Consider the following 13483-nt stretch of genomic DNA (forward strand, 5'->3'; position numbering starts at 1 on the left):
GCGGGGTGGTGACCTGGGGTTTCTTGGTGAGATGTGTGCCGACCAGGGGAAACTCCTCTCCGTAGTTCTCACTGGTCGACGCCTTTTCCCAGGCTCATGTGCCCTGGATGTGCCCTCGAATAGTGGGACGGTGGGCCAGCCATCTTCGATACAGGTGGAAATGGTCAGGGGTGTGGAAGCCGCCACAGATGCGTCGCTGCCCGAGCTCGGTCCGCAGGAGTCTCGCGGACGAGGTGGTACAGGTTCTCGAAGTACTCCTGCCAGCGGTTCGGATCTGGCATGGCGTTCTGCGCGCGCTTCGCACGCTCCGCCTGCACCAGCGGTTGCATACCCTCCCAGGCGGAGATCACGGAACCTCCGAGGTATCCGGAGACGGGTTCGATGTCCACCACCCCATGAGCGACGAGAGCCCCGAGATTGTCGTAGAACCAGGCCAGTTCACGGACCAGATCCCGGTCATCGTCCGGTAACCCGGCCAGTCCGGCTGACAGGTCACAGGCCGGCAGCCGTTCGTGCACGACCTGCCGTGCCTGCGCCAACCGCACGCTTCGATGCTCGCGGAAGAGATCCACAAGAACCGGCAGCGTGTTGGCATGCTCGGTCAGCCGCAATTGTCGAAGCGAGGCGACTCCGCTTACCGCCAGTGCAACCAGCGATACCACCAGTGCCGCGATCTCCAACTTTGCCTCCGCTAGCAGCTGTTGATGCAGCGCGGTAGCGGCTGCTGACGCTATTAATCAGGCCGGGCCGCGACGCCGCCGAGCGCGTGGGCCGGGGTGCGCAGGTGAATGGGACTTGGGTGGCGCGGTACCCGCGGGGTCGTTCGGGAGTGACAGGGGGTCGACGGGGCCTGGCGGTTGGCCATCGACCGTCTCCATGCCGGGCAGAAAGGCATAGTCCGGGCCGGTGTGAGCGTGCTGGGCGCGCTCGGGTACTGGGAGGATCCGGCGGCGGGTGAGTTCAGCGACGTCGATCAAGGGGGCGTTGACGATGCGGTTGAGGAGCTCTGTCTGCTGAGGTTCCAGGGCGGCGAGATGCCTGAGCACGGCAAGGATTTCGACGAGTTCCCGGCTCCAATCGGGTTCCCAGCGCTCGGGGCGCTCACGGTCGAGTTCACTGGTTACTTTGCCGGCGGTGCGGTCGCTGCGGTAGGCGAGCCAGCTGTCGAGTACGTTGCGGCCGCCGGTGGTGTAGTCGCGCATGCGTGGGGTCACACCGGTGAAGATGCCTCCCTCGATGACAAGTTGCTCGCTTTCGCTGTCGTAGCTGACGATCGAAGGGAGCGTTTCGGGCGCGACTTCTCGGGCGTACATGATCTCGGGGTGTAGGCGTCGCCACCAATTCGATGTGCCTGCTGGGCGGCCGTCGTCGGGATTGACGCAGCGTGCGCCAAACGTCGAGGCCCACAACACGTGGTGTCCCAGGCTGATGGCCTCGTGCCAGAAGCTGCGATCGGCGGTCAGGGGGATGCGTACGCCGAGGGAGTTGAGGTCGTCCGCGTAGCGTTCGGTGAAGGCGGGGTGGGCGGTGACCCCGGCAATGTAGGCGAGTAGGTCCTCGGGGAGGACTTCCTTGAGGCCATAGGAGTTGGCGAGGTGGTGTAACAGTCCTGGGGTGATGTTGGGAGTTTGATCTGCGTGTAGGAGCGGCAGGACACGGCCGCCATTTCCCTTGAAATAGTCATTGTCAGGAACGAGGGCAGTGAAGAGCAGCGCTGGGCCGGTCTGCAGACGCTGGGTGTGCTGTTCAACGACGAAGACCTGACCGTCGATGACGGCTTGCCACAGCTCGGGTCGGGGACGGTCGATGACGCGGCCGTCGGGTATGAGCCATTGGCGGTCCAGGGCTCGGCGGGCGATACGTTCCGGAGCAGGGCAGGAGCCTTGTTCGACGCGGAGAAGAGTTGGTGGGTGGGGGTGACCGGGGATCTGGAGTGCTTCCTTGTCCAGGCTACGGTCGCCGGTCTCTTTGAATAGGGCCTGCTTTATGACCGGGTCGCGTTCTTGGACGAGACGGTTCCAGCGTCGGCGCAGGATGGTCTTTGAGGGGCTGACGACCCAGTTCCTGTTGGGTTTGATGCCGGGTTTATGCCAGGGCATGAGGTCGGTGAGGGCGGGGAAGGCGTCCCACCCACTTTGAGAGGCGGGGGTGAAAGGGACGCGCTCGACAGGCCGTGAAGTGCGCCAGCCGGGACTGTTGATGCGCAGGTTGTGCAGTTGCTCTTCTTTGCTCTGGCGTGTGCCGTGAACGGCCATGTAGTGGACGGGGGCTGGTTCGTCTTGTCGCTCTCCTTGCCGACGGACGAAGATGGCAATGGCTAACTCCTGCTGGACTCCAGGGAAGAAGCGGCTATTGACCGGGGGCCTTTTGGTCTCAGGTGTGAGGTCGATGACCCAGCCCTCGGTGCAGGTGCGTCGTAGGTAGGAGCGCATGCCCTGGAAGCCTGCGCCGCGGATGAATCCGCCGGTGCTGATGAAGCAGACGACGCCGTGACGGTGGTCGTCATGTTGGTCGAAAACCTTGTGAGTGGCCCAGCGCCAGAAGTAGGTGCACAGGTTTTTCAGTTTGTTCTCGTACACGCCTGCCGCACCGCGCAGCCGGAACGCGTCCAAGGGTGGGGCGCCGCGGCCCGGTGAGCCCTTTTCGATCCATCCACCCTGGCCTTCTGCTTGTTCGCGGTGGGGAGGATTGCCGATGACGACGGTGATGCGTTCGTTGCGCTGGATGGTGCTGGCGGCTTCGGCGTCATCACGCAAGGGGCCCCACAGGGCACCGTAGCGATCGAAGAGTTCACTGGGTCGCCAGGGGTCGGCGAGGGTGTCGGCCAGGTGCAGGCGCATATCGCGCAGTTGGACCCGGGCATTGAGGTGGCGCAGCATCTGCCCGACGCGCATCTGAGCCACGGCGAAGGCGCCCATCTGCTTTTCGAAGCCGATCAGTCGGCCGGCGAGTTCCTGAACGGATTCGGCACGGAAGCCTTCGTTGCCGCCCTCGGACTGCTTGCGGGCGACGAGGTCGATGATGCCGGTGAGGAAGGTGCCGGTTCCCATTGCCGGGTCGATGATGGACACACCGGGGTCGGCGAAGCCGTCTGGGCAATCCAGTGTGGTTGCCAGCACTTCGTCGACGAGGCGGATCATCTCCGTTACCAGTGGGGCTGGGGTGTAGTAGGTGCCGGAGTCCTTGCGCAGGTCGGCGTCGTACTCCTGCAGGAAGTGCTCGTAGAGATGGATGTGGAAGCCGGGGTCGCCGGCCAGGGAACTCCTCCAGTCGATGGTGTCAATGACGCGGACCAGCATGTCCAGACTGTCGCGGAATTCTCCCTCGACCTGATCGGTGAGGATCTGCAAGGCGCGGCCCATGACGGAGTGCTCAGCCCCAAGGCGCCGGCCTACCTCGTGCAGGCTCATACCGACCAACGCGTTGCCGTTGGCGGTGTTGGAACCGGCGAGCAGGAGAGCGAAAGTGACGGACTGGGCGTAGCGGTCAGCGAAGGTCGCCCGCTGGTCCCGGTCGTCCGTGGTTGGGAAGAGATCAACCTCAAGCGTGGAGGCCAGGTCGGTGAAAGGGCGCTGGTTACGGGGGAGAACCGCTTCAGCATCGAGGCGGTCGTGAACAGCATCACGCAGAAGAGTGCACAACGGGGCGACCTGGGCAACCACTTCCCGCATTGACGTCAGTGGTTGGGGCTGCCAGCCGAAGAACGAGGCAAGCATCGCCTCGAAGGCGGCCTCGCTGGCTAAGGGAAGCCGTAGGCGAGAGCCGGCGCTGTGTAGATCACCCTCGAAGTGGATGGTGTCGCCGTACTGCCGACCCGAGCGGTACATGATCCATGTCTGACCGTTCGTGTAGATCAGGTTGGGCAGTTTTGCCATGCCTTCCCACTGGCGGCGGTCGCGTTGGTTCAGACCGCCAGGATGGATCACGCTCTTGTCGGGGCTTTTCAGCTCGACATAGCCGACGATGTTGCGCGGTAACTTTCCGATCCGCACTGCCAGGTCGGGGCGTATCCGGTGCGCTGTGATGGCCACCTCGGCGTGCAGGACCGCCTGTAATCCCAGTACCCGTGCCGCGTCGACGAGAAGGGTTTCCACCGCTCGGCGGATCGCGGCTTCCTTCTGCCCGTGCAGCAACGCCTGTTTACACGTCGCACCGAAGTCGCTGACGATGCCCCGAAACCGGTCCTTGCGCTGCATCCCGCCCCCCCGAGGCCAGCACATCCCCGCATGTTCCTCAACTCACAGTAAACACAACATCACTCCTCGTCGAGAGTGCCGTCCAAGGTGCCGAATACGGGTGTCCGTTCAGTAGCAGCCGCACCGACGGTGAGCGTCTGCTGTGTGGGTGGTGGTGCTGGGCGGAAGGAGCGGGACCGTGGCTCACGAAGGGACTGGTCGCAGTGCGTTAGCTGATGAGTTCTATCCGGATAGCAAGGGCACCGAGAGCCTCCTTCTCGGGCGGGTAGATGGCCCGGATGTTGGCGAGTTGCTCGTCGCGGCTGGCGGTGGGGTTGACGTTGGAGGGTCCCTCGCCGTCGAGCAGGGCTCCGAAGCCTGCGTATTCGATCACGCGCTTGACCTCGACCTCGCAGGTCTCGTCTGCGCCCTTGATGCAGAACCGGATGACGTCACCGGCCGCGAGGTCGGCGAGGTGTGGGTATTTGACCCGTACCTCGATGGTCTTGGTGCCGGCGGCGACGAGGTCGAAGTACTGGCGGTAGAGGTTGAGTTCGCGGACGCGTGGGGTGGTGTTGCTCATGGGGCGGGAATGCTCCTGGTCGCTGGTGCGGTGATCAGGCGGCCGATCTCGGATGCGGAGTACGAGCGGAAGAAGTGCCGGGGGTCGGACAGCAGGGTCTCGGCCGTGGCCAGCAGTTGGTCGGCGTACTCGGTGACAGTGCCGGGCCATTGTCGAGTGTCGAGCATCCAGGCGGCGGCGCCTTCGGGCAAGGGGGCGTGGCCTTCGCGGATGAGGGACTTGGAGAGTTTCGCGCCGGTGTCGGTGACGACTTGTGGGCAGAACAGGCGGGCGGGGAGCTGAGCGCGAGTGAGGCCGACGGCTTGGAGGGCTTCGTCGACGAGGAGGGAGCCGAAGACCCAGTCGCCGCCCTTGACCATGACGTGCAGAGTTCCACCTGCCCCCGTGCTGGTAAGGGCGAGTTCCTTGACGAGGTTGCGGTACAGGGTGGCCAAGTCGATGTAGGCGCCGGTGGTAGGCGTGATGGTGACCTGGTAAGGGCCGTGGTGGAGGCAGACGGCGTCGACGCTGGCACCTTCTCGGTCGGTGAGGTGCACGCGCGTGCGTTCGGCGTGCTTCTCGGACCAGCCGCAGCCGGGGTGCGGACAGGGGATGCGCACGTGTGGGGTGCCGGTGGAGGGGGCGAGCCACCAGCGGGCGGCGTCGAGTCGAGGCAGCAGCCGCAGCCAGGTGCGCCGGAAGTGTTCGCCGGCTTGCTGCTCGGTGTAGGTCTCCACGCGGTGCGGGATGCCCAGCCGCCGGGACAGCGCTGTGAACAGGGGTTGGTACAGGGCGGCGACGAGGTCGGTGAGGGCATGGTTGCCGAGGGCCTGTGCGTAGGGGCGTTGGTAGCGGTGGCCGCTGGCCGGGTCTGTGGACAGTTCGTACGGGGCGTTGTCGAGGGCGCTGAACAGGACCTCGGTGGGGATGCCGAAGCGGTCGCGCAGTCGGGCCGCCATGGCGAAGGCGAGTGACTGGACGAGCGAGGTGCCGATATGCGGGGCGCCGTTGATCTGGGTGCCGACGACCAGCACGATCCGCTCGGGCGGAGCGGCCAGGATGCGTGGCGTCAGGACGTCCTCGGCGCGGAGAAGAGCGTTGGCGAGGACGGTGTTCGGTGAGACGAGATGGGCCGTCATGGATGTCCCCTTGCGGTCAGGCCGGACTGAAGTAGGTGTTGCCGGGTTTGGCGGGATGTGCCCGGCACTAGAGACCAGCGTCAGAGCGCGCTTCTTCCTGGGTACCCGCGACGTACGGGTGTTGGAGCGCGGTGCGGAGGGCGTCCGTGTCGGTGAGGGTGTCGTCGTCCGGTAGCTCGCACCAGCCGCCCAACCAGTCGTCGAGCCGCTCCACGCCGGGTGCGACGAGCCAGGAGTTGGTGGAGAGGTGCCGTACCGGCAGGTCGTCCCAGCGGTCGGCGGTGCCGGTCGCGATGGCGTAATAGAGGCGCTCGTTGGGCCCGTCGTAGAGCACCGGGCCGATCGACGCACCGGTGCCGCGAAGGTGGGCCAGGGCCAGGAGGCCGGTCTCGGCAGAGGTGCGCACGAGATCCCAGCCGTTGCCGACCTTCAGCAGACGCAGTCCGGGAACGTCGCTGACCATGGGCGCGCTGCGCAGCGCGTCGCGCACGGACATCATGTGTCCCCCTGCGGCTGGAGGTTGGGGCTCGTGCTGCGGGAAGGTGCGGACCCCGTGATCGGCTTGAGGGAGCGGACCACGATCAGTCGGGTGCCCGTTGCTGTTATCTGTCGCTTCCGTTCGTTGCCGATGCTCCTGGGGCCGAGGTGGCTGAGGGCGGGGACCACGGCGCCGTAGGTGTCGGGTAGTTCGAGGGTGTCGACCAGCCCGATGAAGGCGGGGGAGCGGATGGCCACCGTGGCGTCGCGGTCGGTGAAGACGCCGCAGAGGGCCAGTTCGTGTCGGCGGCAGTAGTCGGTGAGGCAGTCGACGAGCGCCGCATGGCGGACCAGGCCGCCGGTGACGTGTCGTAGGTAGCCGAAGACCTGCGGGAAGGCGACGCGTCGGCGTTCCGTGATGAGTTCGTCGTCCATGTCCACAGCGTCGGTCGACGTGAACGGCCGTGAAATGACCCGCTGTTGTACTTCCGTTGCACTTCACGCCCCACGTCGTCACCGAGAGTGCTTCCATACGTGACGGAGGGAGGTAATCCGTGGTCAGCGTGCGGCAGTGGACGGGCCGGGAAGCGAGCGTTCTGCGCGCTGCTCTGCGAATGAGCATGCGTGCGTTCGCCGAGCACCTGGGTGTCGCGCTGCGTACGGTGGCCAAGTGGGAGAGCCTGGGAGCCGAAACCCAGCCCCGGCCTGATACCCAGGCGATCCTCGACACCGCGCTCGCTCGTGCCGACGCTGCTGCCCATGCCTGGTTCGAGGCGGTGCTGTTCCCGGAGCGGAAGAGCGTGCGGCCGGCGGACTACGAGACCTGGACCGAGGACATCGAGCGCGCCGTAGTCTGCGTCCGCCGCCAGGACTTCCCCTTCGCTGCGACCTTGTTGAACCGCTGGCTGGCGAGTCGTGACGCGCACGGCCTGGATGACAAGGGCCTTTATCTGTACGGGCGTTCACTTGTCCTGCTCGGTGATGTGCAACGAGACCAGGGCGCGATCCTCGGCCCGCTGTCCGCCCGGCAGTCCTACCTGACCGCGCGCGACATGTTCTCTGAGCTCGCCATTCCGCGCCGGGTCGCCCAGATCGAGTTGTCCCTCGCCGTCGTGCAGGAGATGTCAGGTCAGCTGGATGCCTCCGCCCGATGGTACGAGCAACTCGCCGCCGACCAGCGGCTCAGCCGACGGGACCGAGCCCGGGCCCGGTTGTGGATCGGCACGGCTCTGAGCAAAGAGGGCAACAACGAGTACGCCACCAACGTCATGGCTGCTGCCACCCGCGAGTTCGAGGAACTCGGTGAGCCGGAGGACTGGTCCGTGGCACACCAGAAGCTCGCCCTGGCCCACCGCGGCGCCGGCGACCTGAAACAGGCCCTGCACTACATCGACATCGCGCGCACCACCGGCACGGTTGACTCCCCGATGCAGCGAGTGCGGTTGGACACCGCGTACGGGCACATCCTTCTGTCGGATGCGGCGACCCGGAATGATGGGCTGTCCGTCCTCGACCAGGCGGCACAGGTGGCCCGGCAGTTCGGACTGAGCCACCAGTTGCGCAGCATCGAGGGCATCCGAAAGGGCCAGCAGGGATGAGTCAGGGAGTGCCAGTGCCGGAGCACCAGCAGCGTCAGATCACCGACGAGCAGTTCCACGATGCGACGTTGATCTGGAACTACCACCAAATGGGACATGAGGAGCGCCCCTGCTCGGTGGCGATCGGCCTGGGCAGCCACGACCTGGGCGTGGCCACCACAGCCGCCGACCTCTACCGTGCCGGCGTCTTCCCCGTCGTCGTGTTCAGCGGCGGAAACAGCCCCACCACCCGCGCCCGCTTCCCGCGCGGCGAGGCCGTCCACTACCGCGAGCACGCGCTGAGCCTGGGCGTGCCGGACGAGGCGATCCTGGTCGAGTCGAAGGCGGCGAACACCGGCCAGAACATCACTTTCTCCCGGGAGTTGCTGGCGGAGGCGGGCGTGGAGGTGGAGTCGTTGCTGCTGATCTCCAAGCCGTACATGGAACGCCGCTCGTACGCGACCTGCCGCAAGCTATGGCCCGAGGCCGAGGTGGTCTGCGCCTCCGAGCCGCTGGAGTTGGACGACTACATCAAGTCCATCGGCGACGAAAAGCTCGTCGTCGACATGCTCGTCGGGGACCTGCAACGGGTGATCGAGTACCCGAAGCTCGGCTTCGCCGTCGAGCAGAACGTACCGGGGGATGTGCATGACGCTTACGAGCGCCTCCTGGGCGCCGGCTTCGACAGCCGACTCATCAACAGCTGACACACGTCGACTCGGGGCGAGCGGCGGGGTGTGCGCGATCCACCAGCCGAACCTGTTTCCTCGGCTGTCCACGTTGGCCAAGCTGTTCGCCGCCGACCGGTGGATCGTCCTCGACGATGTTCAGTTCGCTCGCCGGGACTACCAGCAGCGCACGCGGCTCGCGGCTCTCGACGACCCGAGCAGGCAGCAGTGGCTCACGCTCCCCACGCGCCTGCCCAACGGACGCCCGACGCTCGTCAACCAGACGTTGCTCGTCGAGCCGCGCCGGTCTCGCCGAACGGTCAGCCTGCTCATTCGCCAGTACTACGGTCGTAGCCGCTACTGGCCTGCGGTGAGTGAGGTCCTGGACGTGGTCCTCGATCGGTTCGAGAACACGGACTGTGTGGCGGACCTCGCGAGGACATCGACCCTCGCCCTGCTCGCCGCTCTCGGCTGGAATGGTGAAGTGCTGGAAAGCAGCGCCATCCCGACCCGCCAAGGCCGGTCCGAGCGACTGGCCGACCTCGCCGTGGCCACCGGCAGCAACTACTACCTGTGTGGCACCGGCGGCCTGCGCTACCTCGACTACCAGCCGTTCGCCCTCCATGGCATCACCGTTGTGCCTTTCCACACCCCTGTGGATGCAGGCGACCGGCTCTGGAAGTGGGCCCGACGGGTCAGCAGCCTCTGGGCGTTGAGTGCGACCGGCCCGAGTGAACTGGCGACCAGACTGACTGCCGAACGAGAAGTTCGCCTCAATGGAGACCACGCGTGAGTGATCAGCTCGACAAGCCGTTCCTCCAGATCGTGGTCTGCGCCGCCGGGGTCGCCGCTGACGTCAGCAAGCTGATCACCGCAGCACACGAGCGGCACTGGGACGTCGGCGTCGTCGCCACCCCGCAAGGGCTCGGACGTGCGGTCGTCGCCGGACTCCCGAAGCGCTTCCAGGCCGGTGGCAATCCCGCTTTCGGCTGCGGCCTGCGCTAGGGCGAGGTGTTCGGCTTCGCAGCCGACGACATCGACTTCAAGGGCGGCTGGATCCACGTCAACCGCCAGGTGCGGCTGGTCGGTACGAAGCCCGTCTTCGCCCTGCCCAAGGGCAACAAGATCCGGTCAGTGCCCCTGCCGGCCCAACTTGCCGCCACCCTCAAGGCCCACATGAAGGAGTTCCCACCCGTCGACGTCACGCTGCCCTGGGCCAAGCCGGACGGCGGAACCGAAGACCTTCCGGCTCCTTTTCGTGGACGAGAAGAGCCGGGCGTGCAACCGCAGCGTCTTCAACATGGGTGCCTGGAAGCTCGCCCTGGCTGCCGCCGGCGTGATCCCTCCGCGCGAGCGCGGCGCGCGCTACCTCCAAGCGGCCCCGGAAGACGGCATGCACGCCCTCCGGCACGCCTACGCCTCCGTACTCCTGGACGCGGGGGAGAGCATCAAGGCGCTCTCCGAATACCTCGGTCACTCGGACCCGGGCTTCACGCTGCGGACGTACACGCACCTGCTGCCGTCCAGCGAGACCCGCACCCGCAAGGCGATCGACGACGCCCTCACGGAAGCCGAGGCGGAAGACGACACCGATCCGCCCGCCGCACAGGGCACTTCAGTGCCCCCAGCGAAACCAATGTGCCCTGGCTGCCTGACGGCCCCTCTCCGGCACTGAAAAGGGCGAGGTCCGAAGACCCCGCCCGCTACCAATGAAACCCCAGGTCACGGCCAAACAAGGCAATAAGGCTGATGCCCCGCCTCATGCAACCGATGGCTGAAGTCCTGCCACTCGTGCAGCAGTTGGTACACATTGAACGCGTCCCGGGGGCCGCCCCGGTCCGGGACCGTGGACCAGATGAACGCTGCCGCGCCCACCGCCTCCTCGCCGATTCCGCGGAGGGGGTCGACGACCGTCATCGGGAGTTTGACCACGGCGTAGTCGGGGTGGAGGACGACCAGTTCCAGCGGGGGCACCTTGTTGAGCGGGACGCCCTCGATGCCGGTGAGGACCATCGCGGCCATCGTCTCCGGCTTGATCTTGGTGAACATGCCGTTCATCCCGAGCTCGTCGCCGCCGAGTTCCTCGGGGCGCATCGAGATCGGGACGCGGGCCGCGGTCGCGCCGTCGGGCGCGCCGAAGTATTTGTACGTCACCCCCACCCGACCACCATTCCTGCTCCCCGCCCGCAACTGATCGATCCGACGTTCGATACGTCGCTCATCGCGATCCGACTCACCTGAACCCGAACCCGGGCTCGAAGTCAAACCTGAAGCTGACGTCACACCCGGGCCCGCGCCCGAACCCGGGCCTGTTCCACCCGTTCCGCTGCCACCCGTGCCGGACCCGGACCCCGTACCGCCCTGCCGTGCCTCGGCCTCCTCCGCGTCGCGTCGGTGCTTCCCCCGCCGGGCACGCCGAGGACCCAGATCGTCAGTCCCCTCGCCCAGTCCGCCACCGCGATGCATATCTCCACCCGACTGCTTTTCTAGGACGCGTGGCCCCAGCCGCGCAACCCGATCATCGTGTCAGTGACCTCCCCCACGGCCGCCCGCCGAAACGTGCGCTGAAACACCTGTCCGCAGGATCTGCGCAAGCCCTGAACACCGACGCCCGCACGAGCTGTGTGTATCCGTGTGTATCCGTGTGTATCACCTCCCAGTCTCGCAGATGGGTGGGGGGCCGTGCCCGCGCTCCCGCCGCCTACCCTGTGGAGGTAACTGAGGTCCCGGAGTCCGAGAAGTCGGAGAAGTCGCAGGTCATGAGCCAAACGCCAAGCGAGACGCCACGCGAGACGCCCAGCGAACCGGCAGGTGTACTGCCCGGCGCACCGCCCTATCCCTACGAAGCACCCGTCTCGCAGGCTCTTTTCGACCGTGCGTCGGTCGTCACGCCGGGCGGTGTGAACTCCCCGGTGCGCGCCTTCCGTGCCGTGGGCGGCACGCCCCGGTTCATGGTGTCGGGCAAGGGGCCGTATCTGACGGACGCGGACGGGCGCGAGTACGTCGACCTCGTGTGCTCCTGGGGTCCGATGATCCTCGGGCACTCGCACCCCGAGGTGATCGCCGCCGTGCAGGAGGCCGTCTCGCGCGGGACCTCCTTCGGGACCCCCGGTGAGGGCGAGGTCGCGCTCGCCGAGGAGATCGTCGCCCGGGTGGAGCCCGTGCAGCAGGTGCGGCTGGTCAGCAGCGGCACCGAGGCGACCATGTCCGCGATCCGGCTCGCCCGCGGGTTCACCGGGCGGCCCAAGGTCATCAAGTTCGCCGGGTGTTACCACGGTCACGTCGACGCGCTGCTGGCCGCCGCCGGTTCCGGTGTCGCCACCTTCGCGCTGCCCGACACCCCCGGCGTCACCGGCGCCCAGGCCGGCGACACGATCGTGCTGCCGTACAACGATCTCGAAGCCGTGAACGAGGCCTTCCATCGGCATCCCGGTGAGATCGCGTGCGTCATCACCGAGGCTTCGCCCGGGAACATGGGTGTGGTGCCGCCCGTCGCCGGGTTCAACCAGGGGCTCAAGGACGCCTGCCGCAAGAACGGCGCGCTCTTCATCTCCGACGAGGTGATGACCGGGTTCCGGACCAGCCGTGCCGGGTGGTTCGGGATCGACGGGGTCGTCCCGGACCTGATGACCTTCGGGAAGGTGATGGGCGGCGGTTTCCCCGCCGCCGCGTTCGGCGGGCGGGCCGACATCATGGCGCACCTCGCCCCGGCCGGGCCGGTGTACCAGGCGGGCACCCTCTCCGGGAACCCCGTCGCCACCGCCGCCGGTCTCGCCCAGCTGCGGCTCCTCGACGACGCGGCCTACGCGACCGTGGACGCCGTGTCGGCGCAGGTCCGGGCGCTGGTCACCGAGGCGCTCGGCAAGGAGGGGGTCGCGCACCGGATCCAGAACGCGTCCAACATGTTCTCCGTGTTCTTCACCGATCGGAGCGTGCGCGACTACGAGGACGCCAAGGCGCAGGAGTCGTACCGCTTCACCGCCTTCTTCCACTCGATGCTGGCGCAGGGTGTCTATCTGCCGCCCTCGTCCTTCGAGTCCTGGTTCGTGTCCACGGCCCACGACGAACGGGCCATCCAGCGGATCGCCGACGCCCTCCCGGCGGCGGCCCGAGCGGCGGCGGAGGCCACCCGATGAGCAGCGGCACCAACAGTGACATCACCGTCGTGCATGTGATGCGGCACGGCGAAGTCGCCAATCCCGAAGGGGTGTTGTACGGGCGGCTGCCCGGCTACCACCTTTCCGAACTCGGCCGGCGGATGGCCGACCGGGTCGCCGAGCACCTCTCCTCCCGCGATGTCACGCACGTCGTGGCCTCCCCGCTGGAGCGGGCGCAGGAGACCGCGACGCCGATCGCCAAGGCGCACGGGCTCGACCTCGCGACCGACGGGCGGCTCATCGAGGCCGACAACGTCTTCCAGGGCAAGACCTTCGGCGTCGGCGACGGCGCGCTGAAGAAGCCGGACAACTGGAAGTACCTGGTCAATCCGTTCAAGCCGTCCTGGGGCGAGCCGTACGTCGACCAGGTGGTGCGGATGATGGGGGCGCTGGACGCGGCCAAGGACGCGGCGCGCGGGCACGAAGCCGTGCTGGTCAGCCATCAGCTGCCGATCTGGATCGTGCGGTCCTACGTCGAGCGGCGCCGGCTGTGGCACGACCCGCGCAAGCGGCAGTGCACGCTCGCCTCCCTGACGACCTTCACCTACCGTGGCGACAAGATCGTGTCCGTCGGCTACACCGAGCCGGCCCGGGATCTGGTCCCGGCGCATCTCCTCGCGGGCGCGAAGCCGGTGAAGGGTAAGGACAAGGCGTTCGGCGCCTGACGTCACCGTCCCGTTGTGCGTCAAGGCCCGTCGCCGGGACGAGCCTGTGACATTTGTTTCGGA

Annotated in this window: 12 protein-coding genes and 2 pseudogenes; 7 read left to right on the forward strand and 7 right to left on the reverse strand. The window is 66.9% G+C overall.

The window, feature by feature from the left end; genetic code table 11:
* Nucleotides 1-164 precede the first annotated feature (164 nt).
* The 6 genes from ACIQPR_RS34870 to ACIQPR_RS34895 form a co-directional block, all read right to left on the reverse strand.
* On the reverse strand, nt 165-680 hold the full coding sequence (locus ACIQPR_RS34870) for a hypothetical protein (RefSeq protein ID WP_403656650.1): 516 nt from the start codon (nt 678-680) through the stop codon (nt 165-167).
* Nucleotides 681-737: 57 nt separating this feature from the next.
* The gene (locus tag ACIQPR_RS34875; protein WP_403656653.1) at nt 738-4196 is read right to left on the reverse strand and encodes a type ISP restriction/modification enzyme; all 3459 of its coding nucleotides are present in this window, start codon (nt 4194-4196) and stop codon (nt 738-740) included.
* Between the two features lie 208 nt (nt 4197-4404).
* Complete coding sequence (locus tag ACIQPR_RS34880; RefSeq protein ID WP_403656655.1) at nt 4405-4758, reverse strand: ASCH domain-containing protein; 354 nt, start codon at nt 4756-4758, stop codon at nt 4405-4407.
* The gene (locus ACIQPR_RS34885) at nt 4755-5876 is read right to left on the reverse strand and encodes a hypothetical protein (protein WP_403656657.1); all 1122 of its coding nucleotides are present in this window, start codon (nt 5874-5876) and stop codon (nt 4755-4757) included. Before ACIQPR_RS34885 ends, ACIQPR_RS34880 begins: the two co-directional genes overlap by 4 nt.
* A 67-nt stretch (nt 5877-5943) precedes the next feature.
* On the reverse strand, nt 5944-6375 hold the full coding sequence (locus ACIQPR_RS34890; protein WP_403656658.1) for a hypothetical protein: 432 nt from the start codon (nt 6373-6375) through the stop codon (nt 5944-5946).
* A complete protein-coding gene (locus ACIQPR_RS34895) occupies nt 6372-6788 on the reverse strand; it encodes a hypothetical protein (protein WP_403656660.1) in 417 nt (138 codons plus the stop codon). Before ACIQPR_RS34895 ends, ACIQPR_RS34890 begins: the two co-directional genes overlap by 4 nt.
* 119 nt (nt 6789-6907) lie before the next feature.
* Here ACIQPR_RS34895 and ACIQPR_RS34900 point away from each other — a divergent pair, with 119 nt between their 5' ends.
* The 5 genes and pseudogenes from ACIQPR_RS34900 to ACIQPR_RS34920 all read left to right on the forward strand — a co-directional run.
* Complete coding sequence (locus tag ACIQPR_RS34900; protein ID WP_403656662.1) at nt 6908-7951, forward strand: helix-turn-helix domain-containing protein; 1044 nt, start codon at nt 6908-6910, stop codon at nt 7949-7951.
* Nucleotides 7948-8637 carry a YdcF family protein gene (locus ACIQPR_RS34905; RefSeq protein ID WP_403656664.1) on the forward strand — a complete coding sequence of 230 codons (690 nt, stop codon included), beginning with the start codon at nt 7948-7950 and terminating at the stop codon, nt 8635-8637. Before ACIQPR_RS34900 ends, ACIQPR_RS34905 begins: the two co-directional genes overlap by 4 nt.
* Before the next feature lie 28 nt (nt 8638-8665).
* Entirely contained in the window at nt 8666-9391 is a 726-nt protein-coding gene (locus tag ACIQPR_RS34910; protein WP_403656666.1) for a WbqC family protein, read from the forward strand.
* A pseudogene (locus tag ACIQPR_RS34915) lies at nt 9388-9528 on the forward strand (flavoprotein); the annotation flags it as partial. The gene ACIQPR_RS34910 and the pseudogene ACIQPR_RS34915, both read left to right, overlap by 4 nt.
* Nucleotides 9529-10273: pseudogene (locus ACIQPR_RS34920) on the forward strand (tyrosine-type recombinase/integrase); the annotation flags it as partial.
* A 47-nt stretch (nt 10274-10320) separates the two neighbouring features.
* Here the strand turns inward: ACIQPR_RS34920 and ACIQPR_RS34925 are convergent.
* Nucleotides 10321-10758, reverse strand: coding sequence for a hypothetical protein (locus tag ACIQPR_RS34925; protein WP_019061278.1), 438 nt, complete (start codon nt 10756-10758; stop codon nt 10321-10323).
* A gap of 599 nt (nt 10759-11357) precedes the next feature.
* Here ACIQPR_RS34925 and hemL point away from each other — a divergent pair.
* Both hemL and ACIQPR_RS34935 read left to right on the forward strand, forming a co-directional pair.
* Complete coding sequence (hemL, locus tag ACIQPR_RS34930) at nt 11358-12734, forward strand: glutamate-1-semialdehyde 2,1-aminomutase (RefSeq protein ID WP_403656668.1); 1377 nt, start codon at nt 11358-11360, stop codon at nt 12732-12734.
* Nucleotides 12731-13420 carry a histidine phosphatase family protein gene (locus ACIQPR_RS34935; protein WP_403656670.1) on the forward strand — a complete coding sequence of 230 codons (690 nt, stop codon included), beginning with the start codon at nt 12731-12733 and terminating at the stop codon, nt 13418-13420. Before hemL ends, ACIQPR_RS34935 begins: the two co-directional genes overlap by 4 nt.
* The last annotated feature ends 63 nt before the right edge of the window (nt 13421-13483 follow it).

Origin of the sequence: Streptomyces sp. NPDC091280, assembly GCF_044768565.1 — a bacterium.
Lineage (GTDB): Bacteria > Actinomycetota > Actinomycetes > Streptomycetales > Streptomycetaceae > Streptomyces.

Excerpts from the sequence above, each read along its gene's own strand:
- ACIQPR_RS34905 (WP_403656664.1), top strand. The coding sequence starts at position 7,948 with ATGAGTCAGGGAGTGCCAGTGCCGGAGCACCAGCAGCGTCAGATCACC.
- ACIQPR_RS34895 (WP_403656660.1), bottom strand. The coding sequence starts at position 6,788 with ATGGACGACGAACTCATCACGGAACGCCGACGCGTCGCCTTCCCGCAG.
- ACIQPR_RS34880 (WP_403656655.1), bottom strand. The coding sequence starts at position 4,758 with ATGAGCAACACCACCCCACGCGTCCGCGAACTCAACCTCTACCGCCAG.
- ACIQPR_RS34890 (WP_403656658.1), bottom strand. The coding sequence starts at position 6,375 with ATGATGTCCGTGCGCGACGCGCTGCGCAGCGCGCCCATGGTCAGCGAC.
- ACIQPR_RS34875 (WP_403656653.1), bottom strand. The coding sequence starts at position 4,196 with ATGCAGCGCAAGGACCGGTTTCGGGGCATCGTCAGCGACTTCGGTGCG.
- ACIQPR_RS34935 (WP_403656670.1), top strand. The coding sequence starts at position 12,731 with ATGAGCAGCGGCACCAACAGTGACATCACCGTCGTGCATGTGATGCGG.
- ACIQPR_RS34885 (WP_403656657.1), bottom strand. The coding sequence starts at position 5,876 with ATGACGGCCCATCTCGTCTCACCGAACACCGTCCTCGCCAACGCTCTT.
- hemL (WP_403656668.1), top strand. The coding sequence starts at position 11,358 with ATGAGCCAAACGCCAAGCGAGACGCCACGCGAGACGCCCAGCGAACCG.